Origin of the sequence: Pseudoalteromonas rubra, from assembly GCF_005887095.1 — a bacterium.
Classification (GTDB): domain Bacteria; phylum Pseudomonadota; class Gammaproteobacteria; order Enterobacterales; family Alteromonadaceae; genus Pseudoalteromonas; species Pseudoalteromonas rubra_E.
The window spans coordinates 68,272-82,804 of sequence record NZ_PNCI01000004.1 but is presented as its reverse complement, the minus strand read 5'-3'; the positions used below and the strand labels follow the sequence as shown (position 1 = coordinate 82,804).

General features: G+C 49.8%; 13 protein-coding genes and 1 riboswitch. Of the genes, 9 read left to right on the top strand and 4 right to left on the bottom strand.

The features are described from left to right. Positions 1-154: 154 nt before the first annotated feature. Genes argC through argH form a run of 5 tightly spaced genes read left to right on the top strand, consistent with a single transcriptional unit; the run spans position 155 to position 6,019 of the window. Entirely contained in the window at positions 155-1,165 is a 1,011-nt protein-coding gene (gene argC / locus CWB99_RS02170; RefSeq protein ID WP_138549888.1) for an N-acetyl-gamma-glutamyl-phosphate reductase, read from the top strand. A gap of 3 nt (positions 1,166-1,168) precedes the next feature. Further along, positions 1,169-1,951, top strand: a complete 783-nt coding sequence (argB, locus tag CWB99_RS02165; RefSeq protein WP_138549887.1) for an acetylglutamate kinase — start codon at positions 1,169-1,171, stop codon at positions 1,949-1,951. An 8-nt stretch (positions 1,952-1,959) separates the two neighbouring features. Further along, positions 1,960-2,880, top strand: coding sequence for an ornithine carbamoyltransferase (locus CWB99_RS02160; protein WP_138549886.1), 921 nt, complete (start codon positions 1,960-1,962; stop codon positions 2,878-2,880). A gap of 34 nt (positions 2,881-2,914) precedes the next feature. After that, positions 2,915-4,129 carry an argininosuccinate synthase gene (locus CWB99_RS02155; protein WP_138549885.1) on the top strand — a complete coding sequence of 405 codons (1,215 nt, stop codon included), beginning with the start codon at positions 2,915-2,917 and terminating at the stop codon, positions 4,127-4,129. A gap of 24 nt (positions 4,130-4,153) precedes the next feature. Further along, complete coding sequence (gene argH, locus CWB99_RS02150; protein ID WP_138549884.1) at positions 4,154-6,019, top strand: argininosuccinate lyase; 1,866 nt, start codon at positions 4,154-4,156, stop codon at positions 6,017-6,019. 47 nt (positions 6,020-6,066) lie between these two features. Here the strand turns inward: argH and CWB99_RS02145 are convergent, their stop codons facing one another. Beyond that, a complete protein-coding gene (locus CWB99_RS02145) occupies positions 6,067-7,431 on the bottom strand; it encodes a capsule assembly Wzi family protein (RefSeq protein ID WP_138549883.1) in 1,365 nt (454 codons plus the stop codon). Continuing rightward, a complete protein-coding gene (gene coaD / locus CWB99_RS02140; protein WP_138549882.1) occupies positions 7,428-7,910 on the bottom strand; it encodes a pantetheine-phosphate adenylyltransferase in 483 nt (160 codons plus the stop codon). Before coaD ends, CWB99_RS02145 begins: the two co-directional genes overlap by 4 nt. Positions 7,911-8,086: 176 nt before the next feature. On the opposite strand from coaD, the gene CWB99_RS02135 reads away from it, so the two are divergent. Then, a complete protein-coding gene (locus CWB99_RS02135; RefSeq protein WP_138549881.1) occupies positions 8,087-8,743 on the top strand; it encodes a TetR/AcrR family transcriptional regulator in 657 nt (218 codons plus the stop codon). Positions 8,744-8,867: 124 nt separating this feature from the next. Next, on the top strand, positions 8,868-10,325 hold the full coding sequence (gene thiI, locus CWB99_RS02130) for a tRNA uracil 4-sulfurtransferase ThiI (protein WP_138549880.1): 1,458 nt from the start codon (positions 8,868-8,870) through the stop codon (positions 10,323-10,325). A 42-nt stretch (positions 10,326-10,367) separates the two neighbouring features. On the opposite strand, the gene CWB99_RS02125 is transcribed toward thiI, so the two are convergent. Both CWB99_RS02125 and CWB99_RS02120 read right to left on the bottom strand, forming a co-directional pair. After that, positions 10,368-11,291 (bottom strand): ketopantoate reductase family protein, encoded by a 924-nt coding sequence (locus CWB99_RS02125; RefSeq protein ID WP_138549879.1) that lies wholly within the window; start codon positions 11,289-11,291, stop codon positions 10,368-10,370. After that, complete coding sequence (locus tag CWB99_RS02120) at positions 11,284-11,637, bottom strand: VanZ family protein (RefSeq protein ID WP_138549878.1); 354 nt, start codon at positions 11,635-11,637, stop codon at positions 11,284-11,286. The genes CWB99_RS02125 and CWB99_RS02120 overlap by 8 nt, the downstream gene beginning before the upstream one ends. 169 nt (positions 11,638-11,806) lie before the next feature. Between CWB99_RS02120 and CWB99_RS02115 the strand changes: the two genes are divergently transcribed. Both CWB99_RS02115 and CWB99_RS02110 read left to right on the top strand, forming a co-directional pair. Further along, a complete protein-coding gene (locus CWB99_RS02115) occupies positions 11,807-12,289 on the top strand; it encodes a YajQ family cyclic di-GMP-binding protein (protein ID WP_138544594.1) in 483 nt (160 codons plus the stop codon). A gap of 107 nt (positions 12,290-12,396) precedes the next feature. After that, positions 12,397-12,561, top strand: a riboswitch (cobalamin riboswitch). Positions 12,562-12,610: 49 nt separating this feature from the next. After that, the gene (locus CWB99_RS02110) at positions 12,611-14,485 is read left to right on the top strand and encodes a TonB-dependent receptor domain-containing protein (RefSeq protein ID WP_138549877.1); all 1,875 of its coding nucleotides are present in this window, start codon (positions 12,611-12,613) and stop codon (positions 14,483-14,485) included. Positions 14,486-14,533 lie beyond the last annotated feature (48 nt).

Here is a 14,533-nt window from a genome sequence, read left to right as displayed (position 1 = left end):
TTTATTCAAACCTGTTGCATAAAAATCTATATGTATGTAAGGTGAATATCAATTCATTTTTTTAGCATAAATATAGAGGGTGCAACAATGCGACGATAACATCATCAATAGCAGATATATGGTTTTTGTGTTTACTAATTTATAAGAGTTATCGATGTTTAACGTAGCAATTGTTGGCGCCAGTGGATATAGCGGCGCAGAGCTGGCCAGTTTGGTGGCCCGCCACCCGGGTTTGAAACTGAGTGGCTGTTATGTGTCAGCAAATAGCCTGGATAAAGGGAAATATCTGAGTGAGCTATATCCTGAACACACAGGTTTACTTGATGTCTCCCTGCTCCCTTTGACGGATGAGACGTTTGCAGACATAGCCGACAGTGATGTCGACTATGTCTGCCTTTGTACTGACCATAAAGTCAGCGTAGAGCTGGCTCAAACCTTTCTAAAGATGGGCAAGAAAGTCTTTGATTTGTCAGGGGCTTACCGGCTCAAAAGCAGCAAAGATTATGAACAATACTATGGCTTCAGCCACCCTTACTCACAATGGCTGGACAAAGCGCGTTACGGCCTGGTGGAGTGGTATGGCGGATCACTGAGCGAAGCTCAGCTGGTGGCGGTGCCCGGCTGTTATCCAACCGCTGCGCTGAACGCACTTAAACCGCTTAAGCATGCTGATTTACTTAGTGACAGCACCATTATTATCAATGCCGTATCGGGTGTGACCGGCGCGGGCCGCAAAGCCAGCCTCACTACCCATTTTTGTGAGGTATCTTTGGCGCCTTATGGTCTGTTTAATCATCGGCATACTCCGGAAATTGAGCGTTACCTTGATCACCCCGTGTTGTTTACACCGCATTTGGGGAATTTCCCACGGGGTATTCTGGAAACCATTTATGTCTCACTTAAGCCGGGCGTTTCAGAGCGTCAGGTTGCACAAGCCTATCAGGTGCTGGCAGACGAGCCGCTGATCCGCCTCAAAGGTGCAAACATGCCTTCAATCAAAGGGGTGGCAAACCGTGCATTTGTCGATATTGGCTGGCAGCAGCAGGGGCAGCAACTGATTGTCACAGTGGCCATAGATAATCTATTGAAAGGCGCGGCAGGACAGGCACTGCAGTGTATGAATCTGGCCAGTCAGTATCCGCATGAACAAGGGTTGATGGGGTAACTTATGACAGATAAAAAAACCTGGGTGATTAAACTGGGTGGCGCAGTGCTTAACTCAGAACACGCCGCCCATGACTTATTCAAAGCACTTCATTTATTAGCGCAACAAGACAGTACGCAAGACTTTGTGGTGGTCCACGGTGGTGGTGCTTTGGTAGACAGCTGGTTGAGTGATGCCGGGTTTGCCACTGCTAAACATCAGGGGTTACGGATCAGCCCCAAAGAGCAAATGCCGTATATTGTTGGTGCGCTTGCCGGGTGTGCAAACAAGCAGTTAATGGCCCAGGCAATCACGGCGGGTTTAAATCCCGTTGGGATCAGCTTATATGAAGCGGGCCTGATGACTTCGCAAAAGCTTAAGGCGTTGGGACAAGTTGGCACGTGTGAGCCGCATCATGACAGCTTGGTCCCCGAGCTGCTGGCAACCGGCAGAGTGCCGTTGGTGAGTTCAATTGGCATAGGTGCAGATGGTGCGCTGTTTAATGTAAACGCGGATGAAGCGGCGGCTGCGCTGGCACATCAGCTGGGTGGCGAACTGATCTTTATGACCGATGTAGAAGCGGTACTGGACGGGGCTGGCCAACCTCTGGCGCAGCTAAATAGTGAGCAGATAGAACAACTGATAGCACAGAAGGTGATTGTGGGCGGGATGGAGGTCAAAGTTAAGACCAGTCTTCACGCTGCCCGACATTTACGACGTGGGGTGTACATCTCCAGCTGGCAAAAGCCAGATAACTTGGTTGCCCTGATAGCCGGGCAGCACGTCGGTACTCACATTTTACCTTAGGAAGCCTTATGTCGACTCACTTTATTACCGGTCTGGAATTTGATAAAAGCCAGGCTCTGAAACTCCTTGCGCTGGCAAGTGATATCAAACAGCAGCCACAGGAATTTGCGCATGCTTTGGCAGGCAAATCTGTGGTCACTTTATTCGAAAAACCCAGTCTCAGAACCCGCTTGTCGTTCGACATTGGTATCAACAAGCTGGGCGGCCATGCGGTCTATCTGGATCAACAAAACGGCGCAATGGGCAGCCGTGAATCCGTGCAGGACTTTGCGCTGAACATTGCCACCTGGGCCGATGCATTGGTGGCGCGTGTTTCTTCCCATCATACCCTTGAGGTGCTGGCTGAGCATTCTGATATTCCGGTGGTGAACAGCTTGTGTGACTTATACCACCCATGTCAGGCGCTTGCAGACTTTCTGACTTTGCAGGAAGTATTTGGCGATGTCAGCCAGATCAAACTGGCATATCTGGGTGAGGGAAACAATGTTTGCCAATCTTTATTGCTGCTGGGGGCAACGCTGGGGGCAGATTTTGTCGCTGTGTGCCCCAAAGGACATTCGCCTGATGCGCAAATAGTAAAACAGGCAGAGCAAATTGCTGCGGTAAATGGCGCGTCTGTGATGATCAGTGATCGTATTGAAGCCGCAGCCGGTGCCAACGCTTTGTACACAGATACCTGGGTCTCAATGGGTAGCGACACGTCACTGGAGCAGGCAAAAACCACCTTTATGCCGTATCAGCTTAATCAAACACTACTCGAACAAACCGGGGCCAGTACAGTGCTGCATTGCCAGCCTGCGCACCGGGGCTATGAGATCACCTCAGAGGTGATGGACGGTCCTAAAGCGCGGATCCTGCAACAGGCAGAAAACCGCATGCATGCACAAAATGCTCTGTTACTGGCGCTGATGAATAAGCAGCTCGTCTGAGCCAATAAGATTCAAGAATTAAGGTAAAAATATCATGAAAAATATCAAAAAAGTCGTTCTGGCATACTCAGGTGGTCTGGATACGTCGGCCATTGTGCCCTGGTTAAAAGAAAACTACGGCTGCGACGTTGTCGCGTTTGTGGCCGATGTCGGCCAGGGGGATGAAGAGCTTCAGGGCGTTGAAGAAAAAGCGCTTGCATCTGGTGCCAGTGAGTGTCACATCGTCGATTTGAAGGCCGAGCTGGTCAGTGAGTACATTTACCCGACTTTGCAAAGCGGTGCGGTATACGAAGGCACTTATCTGCTGGGCACTTCCATGGCGCGGCCAATTATCGCCAAAGCACAGGTTGAGATCGCTCGCAAAGTGGGTGCGGATGCGCTGTCTCATGGCTGTACCGGCAAAGGCAATGATCAGGTGCGTTTTGAATCTTGCTTTGCCGCGCTTGCGCCTGATCTGGAGGTGATCGCGCCATGGCGTGAGTGGTCACTAGCTAGTCGGGAGTCCTTGCTGGATTATCTGGCCGAGCGCAATATCCCCTGTGCAGCATCCGCAACCAAAATCTACAGCCGTGATGCCAACGCCTGGCATATTTCTCATGAAGGTGGCGAACTGGAAGATCCATGGAATCAGCCCAGCGATCAGGTCTGGACCTGGACGGCTTCGCCTGAGCAGGCACCCGATGAGGCTGAACTGGTCAGTGTACAGATTGAGGCCGGTCAGGTAACGGCGGTCAATGGCCAGCCGCTGACACCTTATCAATGTTTGCTGACGCTCAACGAAATTGCCGCCAAACATGGTGTGGGCCGCATTGATATTGTTGAAAATCGCCTGGTGGGTATGAAGTCACGGGGCTGTTACGAAACCCCGGGAGGCACGGTGATGGTGGCGGCGCTTCAGGCCATTGATGAGTTGGTTTTGGACAAAGCCTGTCGTAAATGGAAAGAAACGGTGGCCAGTGAGTTTGCTCACTTAGTGTATGACGGACGTTGGTTTACACCGTTAAAAGACTCTTTACTGGCGGCGGCTCAGTCACTGGCTCAGGTGGCTACCGGTGAGGTGGTTCTGAAGCTGTATAAAGGTCAGGTCAGCGCGGTACAAAAGCGCTCGCAAAACAGCCTGTACAGCGAAGATTTTGCGACTTTCGGTGAAGACGATGTGTATGACCAGTCTCATGCCGAAGGCTTTATCCGCTTGTTCTCGTTGTCGAGTCGCATTGCGGCATTGAACAAGCAAAAGTCGGTTAAATAACGGTGATCAGAGGAGTAAAGTAACATGGCACTGTGGGGTGGACGCTTTTCGTCTGGGCCGGATGCGGCCTTTAAACAATTTAATGATTCCTTACCGTTTGACTATCAGCTGGCGGAGCAGGATATTGTTGGTTCGATTGCCTGGGCGGGCGCGCTCAAACAGGTTCAGGTCCTGACTGGCGATGAGCATGCTCTACTGGTCGCGGCATTGCAAGCGTTACTGGAAGAAGCCAATGCGGATCCGCACGCCATAGCGACGGCTGGGTATGAAGACATTCACTCTTACGTTGAGGCGCGCCTGATTAACAAAGTTGGCGATCTGGGCAAAAAGCTGCACACAGGTCGTAGTCGTAATGATCAGGTGGCCACCGATTTTCGTTTATGGTGTCGTGACAGCGCTTACAAAATCCTCGAAGCACTGGACATGTTAAAAGCGGCATTTGTTGCGCTGGCAGAGCGGGAGCTTGGCACGGTTTTACCTGGCTATACCCACTTGCAACGGGCGCAACCTGTGTTATTTAGTCACTGGTGCATGGCGTATGTGGAAATGCTGGAGCGTGATACATCGCGTCTTCAGGATGCCGTAACACGCCTGAACGAATGCCCGCTTGGCAGCGGCGCACTGGCCGGTACCGCCTATGATATCGACAGAGAGCAGCTGGCGGCTGAGCTGAAGTTTAGCTGTGCTACGCGCAATAGTCTGGATGCGGTATCTGACAGAGATTTTGTGCTGGAGTTACTCAGTTGTGCGTCTATTTCTATGTTGCATTTATCACGACTTGCCGAGGACATGATTTTTTATAACTCTGGTGAGGCAGGCTTTATTGAGCTGGGAGATAATGTGACATCTGGCTCCTCTTTGATGCCGCAAAAGAAAAACCCCGATGCCCTGGAGTTGCTCCGGGGTAAAACCGGCCGTGTGTTTGGGGCCTTCAGCGCCATGATGATGACGCTAAAAGCACTGCCGCTGGCCTACAACAAAGACATGCAGGAAGACAAAGAAGGCGTCTTTGATGCCATGCCAACCTGGCTGGCCGCTTTACACATGGCACAGTCCTGTATTGAAAGCGTGAAGGTCAATGGAGACAAGACCAAACAGGCTGCGCAGGGCGGACATGCAAATGCCACAGAGCTGGCTGATTACCTAGTGGCAAAAGGGATCCCGTTCCGTGAGGGACACCATATTGTTGGTCAGCTGGTACAACTGGCGCTGAGCGAACGTAAAAACCTCGAAGATTTGAGTCTGGCTCAATTTCAGTCTGTGTGCGTGCAGATCGATCAGGATGTCTACCCGGTACTGCAACTGGATGCCTGTATTGCGGCACGCAACGCCAAAGGGGGAACCTCTTTACAGCAAGTGTCAGCAGCCATCAGTGCAGTGAAAAAAAAACAGCAAATCACGGTTCGTGATGCCACGTTAAACGATGTAGAAGCCATTGCCGGACTGATCCAATACTGGGCTAAGGTAGGTGAAAACCTGCCCCGGGCCAAAAGCGATATGATCCACAGTATCAATGAGTTTGCTGTGACCGAGGTCGATGGCAAAGTGACCGGCTGTGCATCGCTGTATATTTATGACACGGGTCTGGCCGAGATCCGTTCACTCGGGGTCGACCCGTCGGTGCAGGTGAAAGGTCAGGGGCAGTTGCTGGTATCGCATTTGCTGGATAAGGCCAGGCGTCTGGCGCTGAAGCGCGTTATTGTGTTGACTCGGGTCCCAGGCTTTTTCGATAAACAAGGCTTTAGTGGGTGCAATAAGGACAGCCTTCCTGAAAAAGTAATGAAAGACTGTGAGCTGTGTTTGCGTAAAAACAATTGTGATGAAGTGGCGATGGAGTTTATGTTGCAGGTTGCAGAGCCTGCGCGTATTCCCTGCCAGTTTGTGGCCTGAACCCACTGTTATTAGCGAAAGCGCCCGTTCGGGCGCTTTAGCGGATTTTAGAAGCGGTATTCCCAGCTAACTGAGGCAGATGTTTCGTTATTTGAGTCAGTTGTTCCTTTATCGCGCCAGTACGCTAAGTCGACTTTCAATAAACCATTAAACAGCCCCTGCTGATAACCCACCTGTAATAAATCTCTGTCTACATCAAGTGCACTAAACTCAAGCCGCTTCAGTTTGGCATAACCGCCATAGCCACCCACACCGTAATAATCAGCGCCCAGACTGACTGATTTGGCCTGTGGACCCATATGAGCACCCAACCAGCGGTCTCGTTCAAAATAATCACTCCCTTTACCTGCAGTCGCAAAATGACACTGGAAGCTGGCTTGCTGCGGTTGGCAATCGGTCTCAGTATCGCTGTACTCAAGGTAAGACTTAATACGGTATTCCTGTGTGCCCCAGAATGCTTCTGCGCCTAAGGTAAACAAGCGATGTTCAGGTAAGACACCTCTGTCGTTGTCTCCGCTCATCTCGCCATATGCGGCCACAGGCAACCCTGCTATGCGCGACGAGTATTTAAAATCTACACTGCTCAGGCGCTGCTGATTTTCAGACTCATCATCTGGGGTCGTCTGATAGACAAAATCACTGGCGGTGGTTGAATACGCAATTTCAAGCCCGGGTAATGGGTAAGCTGACACGCGAACCCCCCAGAAATCTTTTTCTTCATCCACCGCTAAACGGGGGTGTTGTTTGGCTGCAATGGCTGTGATCTGCCAGGGACCGACAAAGGATAAAAAGCTTGGCCCACTGTAATTGGTGTTTGCTCTGCTAATGCGCAGCGCTTTCATGGGCGCGGCATTGTTAGACAGCTGCAGCGCATTTTCATTGCCCGGACCCCACCAGTAATCTAGCCGTTCGGCACTGAATGCCCAGTCCCCCAGTAAGACAGCCAGGTGACTGCCATGATGGTTAAACTGCTTACCATCCTGCGCATTGTCCGCATAGTTCACCTGTACCCGCGCACTGACATTATTTCCCTTGATTTGCCCATAACTGCTCACGCCGCTGCGTGAACGAGTTTGTCGTCCAAATCCCGCTGGCATTGACTGCTCATCGCTGTAATGGGTTAAAAAGCCAGAGCTTTTGCTTTGTTTTGCCAGACGCAATGCATGATTGAGATGTTGCAGGGCAAACTGTGCGTCCGCCGGTAATTGTTCGCTGTCTACGCCCGAGAGATCATCCACCAGACCATTCCACATCAGTGGGTACTGATTGACCGGTCGTTGAATCACACCTGCACTGACCAGCAGGTCGATGGAGTGCTTGAGGTGACTCTGCTGTGCATCAATCCAGGGGGAAGATACGGCCTGTGCTGAAGCCAGTGCAAGGCCACTGATGACTAAATAGTTGAGTTTCATCCGTGTAATTTTTCCTCAAGGGCTTTGGCCACCAGTGGGCTGACAAATTCACTGACATTACCATGATGCAAGGCCACTTCTTTAACTAAAGTGGAGGAGATAAACGAGTTTTTCTCGGATGGAGTCAAAAACACGCTTTCCAGCTCAGGGAACAGGCGGCGATTCATGTTGGCCAGCTGGAACTCATAATCAAAATCGGAAACAGCCCGGATCCCACGGATCAGCACATTGGCCTGTTGTTGTTTAGCCAAATCGACCAGCAACCCGGTGAAGCCAATGACTTGAACATTGTTATGTGCCGCCAGGACCTCTTTGGCCAAAGCGACACGTTCTTCCAAAGTAAAGCAGGGTTTTTTGTTGGGGTTGTGTGCGATGGCTAAAATGACAGTATCGAACATTTTGGCCGCGCGTTTGATTAAATCGGCATGTCCATTAGTGAGTGGATCAAAGGTGCCCGGATATAAAGCGGTAACTTGCATGTTTAGGTCATAACAATTCAAATTTGGTTTATATTATCAAGCTTGCGGCACAATATCACTGGTCTGATTTCAAAATGAAAATTTAATGTTATTCCCATTTAGTGCTATTTTCACTGTGCGTTATAACCGAACGGTCATTATTGCCTCATTAATTACGTGTTATCAGAGAACCGAATATGAACACCAAGGAAAAAATTATACGTACCAGTATCGCCTTATTTAACTTACATGGCGAGCGAACAATCACTACTAATCACATCGCTTCTAACATGGGGATCAGTCCTGGTAATCTGTATTACCATTTTAAAAACAAAGAAGACATTATTCGCAATATTTTTGCCTTGTACAGTGAACACCTGAGTACCCATTTTAAGCCGTTGGCAGCCCATGACGAGCCGGTTGAGCAGCTGACTCAGTATCTGGATTCGCTGTTTGAACTGATGTGGCGTTACCATTTTTTCTACGACAACCTGAACGATATCCTGGCGCGTGATGATGTGCTGAAAAAAGACTATATCGCCTTTCAGGCACGGCTATTCGAGCAAGTGAAAGCGGTCGTTCTGGGTTTGCGCGAGGTGGATGTGATTGCCATCAGTAACGAAGATGCCAATGAGTTAGCACATATGCTAAAAATGGTAGTGAGCTTTTGGACGCCCTATGTGAAAGCGCGCAGAATGACTGGCGTGTTAGAACAACAGGATATCTATAACGGCATTGTGAAGGTATTAATGTTGTTTAAACCTTATGCCACTGCGCTCAGCCGGGACAAAATAGAACATCTACAACAGCACTACCAGGCAATGGCAGATGCCGCGCTCCCCAGTATTGCCTGAGCCCGTACCAGAAAAAGCTGGTTATCCTCTGTATATTTCCTAGTCTTTAATAAGTCTGCTATAATCGCGCGCCCGTTGTCGGCGCGCCAATTGCGCATTCATGTCCAAACCAAGAGTGACTTCTATGTTTAAATTTATCGTCAAACTGCACCCCGAAATCGTGATCAAAAGTAAATCGGTTCGCAAACGTTTTACTATGGTACTCGAGCGAAACATCAAACTGGTGCTATGCCGCTTTGATGAAAAAGTGACGGTAAAGAACAACTGGGACAATATTACGGTGGTGACGCAGAGTGAAGACCCTGCAATCCGCAAAGCCTTCATCAGTGGCCTTGGTCGTATCCCCGGCATTGTTCAGTTTCTGGAAGTACAGGAAACCACTTTTGAAACCCTGGACGACATTTATCAAAAAGCCTTACCTCTGGTTGGCCCGCAGATCGAAAACAAGACCTTTTGTGTGCGAGTTAAGCGTCAGGGCGATCATGACTTTACCTCCAGTGATGTTGAAAGATATGTTGGCGGCGGTCTGAACCAGCATGTGCCGGGTGCACGCGTGCAGCTACGCAAACCGGATGTGACGGTTAAAATTGAGGTAAAAGGCGACCGTGCTTATATCGTAACGACTAAACATCTGGGCATGGGTGGTTTCCCATTGCCAACGCAGGAAGATGTCTTATCCCTGATGTCAGGTGGCTTTGATTCGGGTGTGGCCAGCTACCAGATGATCCGCAAAGGTGCGAGAACCCACTTCCTGTTTTTTAACTTAGGGGGCGCGGCGCACGAGATTGGGGTGAAACAGGTCAGCCACTATCTGTGGAAGCAATACAGCTCAACCCATAAAGTACGCTTTATTACCGTGGACTTCGAGCCCGTGGTTGCCGAGATCCTGGAAAACATTGAAAGTAGTCAGATGGGCGTGGTGCTCAAGCGCATGATGATGCGAGCGGGGTCGGCTGTGGCGGAGCGTTTTGGTATTCAGGCTTTGGTAACCGGTGAGTGTATTGGTCAGGTGTCCAGTCAGACACTGGCAAACCTGAATGTGATTGACCGCGTCACCGAGACACTGATTTTACGTCCGCTTATCCAATATGATAAAGAAGAGATCATTCGTATTGCGCGCCAGATTGGGACTTGTGAAATGGCTGAGTCGATGCCGGAGTACTGTGGTGTAATCTCGAAAAAGCCAACAGTAAAAGCCAAGCTGGAAAAAATCGAGGCCGAAGAAAGCAAGTTTGATTTTGATGTGCTGGACACTGTGGTAGAAAATGCCGTTGTGAAAGACATTCGTGAGATTGAAGCCGAAGCGAAAGAAGAAGTTAAAGAAGCTGAGAATGTCAGCGAGTTACCGGCAGGTGCCGTGGTGGTGGATATCCGCTCACCGGAAGAAGAAGATGCCGAGCCGCTTGAGCTCGATGGGATTGAAGTGATCCATTTGCCGTTTTTCCGCCTGGCCACTAAGTTTGGTGACCTGCCTCAGGACAAAGACTACTACCTGTACTGTAATAAGGGCGTGATGAGCCAGTTACAGGCCTTGATCCTGCACGAAAACGGCTTTGCAAACGTCAGAGTGTATCGCCCATAGCCCAACTCTCACTTCTACCCTGGCTGAGCAAAGCCTTGATGCTCAGCCTGACTCTGTTTTATTTTCAGCCGGATGCAACGCTCGCACTCTGTTTAATAACGTCATATTGTGTGGCACCGATAGTCCATATTGCTTTGCCAGCTCAACAATATAGCCACACATCGCGTCTATCTCAGTACGTCTTTGATGTTTCACATCCTGTGCCATCGACGAAAAGTTGTCAGCGGTGAGCGTCATAACCTGATATGCCCGTTGCAGCTCTTCATGTAATTTCAGAGGCACACCAATATGGTTGGCAACGGCACACGCTTCACTGAGTACTCCCAAAACGTCCGACGCATAACAGGGCGCGCGCAGGCGACCATTTCTCTGTCCGGCGAGGGCACTGAGTGGGTTAATGGCCAGGTTAACGCACAGCTTTTGCCAGCGTAGTAGCTGAATATTGTCGGACAACTGTGCGGGGGTAAAGTGAGGCTTTATCAAGGTATCAAACAGCGACGAAACTCGCTGTTGAGCCACCGGATTACAGGGACCAAAGACACTTAAACCCGGGCCGGTGAACGCGACGGTGTTAGCGTTAGGTTTCCAGCCCCCCATACTGGTGGACAGAAAAAACAGCCCCTGCTGCGCTGATAATTCAGCGGTAACTGGCTCAAGTGCCTGTATCCCGTTATGACTGAAAATGACGTTGGCATCCGGGCTCAGGTGCGGTTTGAGCGTCGCAAACGCCGCGCTGAGTTGATACGATTTGACGGGCACGATACACAAAGCAATGCGAACATTCCGCTTTGCCAGCTCCTGCCAGCTCAAGCAGTTGACTGCGAGAGGACGAGTGCATTCGGCATGTTGAGCAAAAACGGTCTGTGTTGGCGACCTTGTGATCAGGGTAACGGAATGGGTTTTTGCCAGTCGCTCGGCCAGTAGTAAACCGACTGCCCCTTTGCCGACAATGAATACTTCAGGCATAGGGCTTTCCGGTTTTGCGGCAGTAAACCCAGTAAGCAAAGAAGTAACTTATGGCACCTGCAACATCAGCGATAAAATCCCCCCACGAAGCTTGCCGGTAGGGCAAGGAATCTTGCATCCACTCGATCCCTGCTCCGTAAAATGTAAGAAGCATCAGGTGAAACCAGATCCGAAAACGAAACGCATGATGAGAGAAAAACGCCAGGACAAAAAACACGCCAAAGTGTGCCACCTTATCTGCATGAGCGAATCTCACAATTTGAGTGGCCTGAATTTCTTTAGCGAACAGAAACGTGCATACAGCCAGAGAGAGTAATAACAGGCATTGGTAGAGTCGGCGTGCCACAAATACTTCCAAATCATCAGGGGTTAAAACGCCAGTATATCATCGAAATCTGAAAATAGGATGAAGCTGGGGCTGTCAGTTCCAAATTTGAAAACGAGCGATGAGAGTGTGGTCGCGTCGCAGCCTTTGGGTTGCTATAATCCGGAAAAACATTATCCAGGAGCTAGATATGCCTTCTTTTGACATTGTGTCTGAAATTGATATGACTGAAGCGAGAAACACGGTTGATAACGCGGATCGTGAACTGAGCACGCGTTTTGACTTTCGTGGTGTAGAAGCGTCGTTTGACCTGAAAGACGAAGTGATCACGTTAAAAAGTGAATCTGAGCAGCAAGTGATGCAATTATTCGACATGCTGGTAGGCAAAGCCGCAAAGCGTGGCCTGGACGTGGCCAGCTTTGAGCTGAAAGACGTTGAAAAGTCGGGTAAATATGTGTCACGTAAAGTGATGCTGAAACAGGGGATCGACAAAGAGATGGCGAAGAAAGTGGTTAAGGCCATCAAAGATTCTAAGATTAAGGTACAGGCTTCTATACAGGGTGAAACTGTTCGTGTGACCGGCAAGAAGCGTGATGATCTACAGGAAACCATGCAGCTGATCCGCGGTGCTGATCTTGGTCAGCCTTTCCAGTTTAAAAACTTCCGAGACTAATCTCTGCGCTTACCTTCTTATATCTGGCATGCTAAACGTCATCTGCACTTTGGCATGCTAGACGTCCATTGATTTTTGTTCTCAAATCTCCGACAATAGCGCCAACTTTTCAGGGTGTCAGATCAGGAGCCTGGAGTCTCTCTAAGATCTGAATAATCGGGAAGCTGGTGACTGCCTATGGAGCAGGTTTTAGTCCAGCACTGCCCCCGCAACGGTGAGCCCAAAGCAACCCTTTCGGTTGTTACGGGTAAGTCCGGAAACCGGCCCTGAAACACACTCAATAGTTGTAGTTCACGCGGTGGGCGTGGATCAGGGGAACTCATGTTTAAAAAATCTGCTTTAACCACAGCCCTGCTGGCTGTGCTACCTTTTTCTGCGCTTTGCGCACAAGACATTGAACATATTACGATTACGGCGAACAAGTTCGAGCAAGCCAGCGTAGATACGCTGACGTCGGTGGCAGTGGTTGAGCGTGCTGAAATTGAACGAGCCAATGTGCGAGATCTGCCGACGCTGTTAAACAACCTCGCGGGTATCGATGTTGTACGCAGTGGCGGTTACGGTCAGAAAGCGAGCGTGTTTGTGCGCGGCGCTGCTACTAAGTACACTTTGGTGCTGGTTGATGGCGTACGTATTAGTGATGCAAATTCGGGTGACGTGTCTTTTACCAATATTCCGGTCAACAGCATTGAACGTGTCGAAGTCCTCAAGGGCGCGCGTGCCGCTATTCATGGTTCAGATGCGGTTGCTGGGGTGATTAACATTATTACCCGGGAGCAGAAGGGACATCAACTGGCATTGACCTCTGGCAGCCGCAACTATGGTGGCGCTCAATTGGCTGGCCAGTTTGAGGCAGATAAACTGACGGTCAATTATCATTTTGGCTATGAAACCACAGATGGTTACGACGTGACGGCCAAAGATCCGGCACTGCCGCGTACCAAAGAGCATGACCGAGATGGGTATGAAAATACCAATATGGGGTTAAAGCTGAGCTATGATCTGGCACAGTATGGCCAGCTTGCTTTGCATGCTCAGCGCAGTAAAGGGGAAGCAGATTATGACTCCTCATATGGCAACGATGCCTACGAGTTTGACAATTACACCACGAAACTTGTTTGGCAAAAGCAATCTGATGTATTGAGTCAGGAAGCCTCGGTTAGTTTGGCACAGGAGGAAAATACACAGTTCCTGTCTGTATTGCCTGATGACGGTACACCGCCCCCGCCAAATGACATTTACAGCACTAAGCGCGATGAAATTGAGTATCGCGCCCGGTATAAAATGACACCATCTCTGCAGCTGATGGGGGGCGTGAGCCGTCTGAATGAAGACTTGTCTTCATCGAGCGCTCAGTTCTCGATTGCTGAGCGTGATAACACGGCTGTGTTTGCGGCTGCGTTTTACGATCAAAATCGCTGGTTGCTGAACGCCGTAGTACGCAGTGATGATTATGAGCACCATGGTCGCGCAAACACGTATACTGCTGACCTTGGCTTCAGAGCGTCCGACATCGTCACCTTTCGGGTTAATCATGGTACGGCATTTCGTGCGCCAAGCCTGACCAATGCGTTTGTCAAAGACAGTCCCTGGTATTTGCCCAATACCGAAATCAAACCCGAAGAAGGGACCTACAATGAGCTCGGCGTAACGGTAGATACGGCTAATGTACGGTATGATGTTGCTATTTTCGACAATCGCATCGATAACCTGATCAGCAATGAGTTTGATCCCCAGACCAGTAAGTATATTCCAGCCAATGTAGGGCGTGCGCAAATGAAAGGGGTTGAGCTGAGTGCTCAGTTCTCGGCTTTAGGCCTGGAGCATGCTGCAAACCTGACATTGCTGGATGCCAAAGACAAAGAAAAGCGCGTAGAATTGCCACGTCGCCCAAGCAAAGCGTTCAACTATGTGGTGTCTAAGCAGTGGGACAAGCTAGACGTGAGACTGGCCATGCAATATCGTGATAAACGCCCGTCTATTAGCTTCTTTGATACGGATCTACCGTCTTATACTGTTTTTAATCTGAGTGCGAATTATCAGTTGCTGGAACCGGTTGCCCTGACAATGAGGGTGGAAAATCTAACCGATAAAGACTATTTCAACTCAGTAGCCAGTAAAACGCCAGAGGGAACCTTGCTGCCTTATCAGCCGCCGGGCCGCCAGGTTTACGTGGGTGCTCGCGTGACTTTCTAAAGGTCAGTCAAAAGGAGGCATTAGCCTCCTTTTTTGATCTAAAGGGCG

Bases quoted from the DNA above. Each gene is read 5' to 3' on its own strand.
- argC (WP_138549888.1), top strand. From the start codon at position 155: ATGTTTAACGTAGCAATTGTTGGCGCCAGTGGATATAGCGGCGCAGAG.
- argB (WP_138549887.1), top strand. From the start codon at position 1,169: ATGACAGATAAAAAAACCTGGGTGATTAAACTGGGTGGCGCAGTGCTT.
- CWB99_RS02160 (WP_138549886.1), top strand. From the start codon at position 1,960: ATGTCGACTCACTTTATTACCGGTCTGGAATTTGATAAAAGCCAGGCT.
- CWB99_RS02155 (WP_138549885.1), top strand. From the start codon at position 2,915: ATGAAAAATATCAAAAAAGTCGTTCTGGCATACTCAGGTGGTCTGGAT.
- argH (WP_138549884.1), top strand. From the start codon at position 4,154: ATGGCACTGTGGGGTGGACGCTTTTCGTCTGGGCCGGATGCGGCCTTT.
- CWB99_RS02145 (WP_138549883.1), bottom strand. From the start codon at position 7,431: ATGAAACTCAACTATTTAGTCATCAGTGGCCTTGCACTGGCTTCAGCA.
- coaD (WP_138549882.1), bottom strand. From the start codon at position 7,910: ATGCAAGTTACCGCTTTATATCCGGGCACCTTTGATCCACTCACTAAT.
- CWB99_RS02135 (WP_138549881.1), top strand. From the start codon at position 8,087: ATGAACACCAAGGAAAAAATTATACGTACCAGTATCGCCTTATTTAAC.
- thiI (WP_138549880.1), top strand. From the start codon at position 8,868: ATGTTTAAATTTATCGTCAAACTGCACCCCGAAATCGTGATCAAAAGT.
- CWB99_RS02125 (WP_138549879.1), bottom strand. From the start codon at position 11,291: ATGCCTGAAGTATTCATTGTCGGCAAAGGGGCAGTCGGTTTACTACTG.
- CWB99_RS02115 (WP_138544594.1), top strand. From the start codon at position 11,807: ATGCCTTCTTTTGACATTGTGTCTGAAATTGATATGACTGAAGCGAGA.
- CWB99_RS02110 (WP_138549877.1), top strand. From the start codon at position 12,611: ATGTTTAAAAAATCTGCTTTAACCACAGCCCTGCTGGCTGTGCTACCT.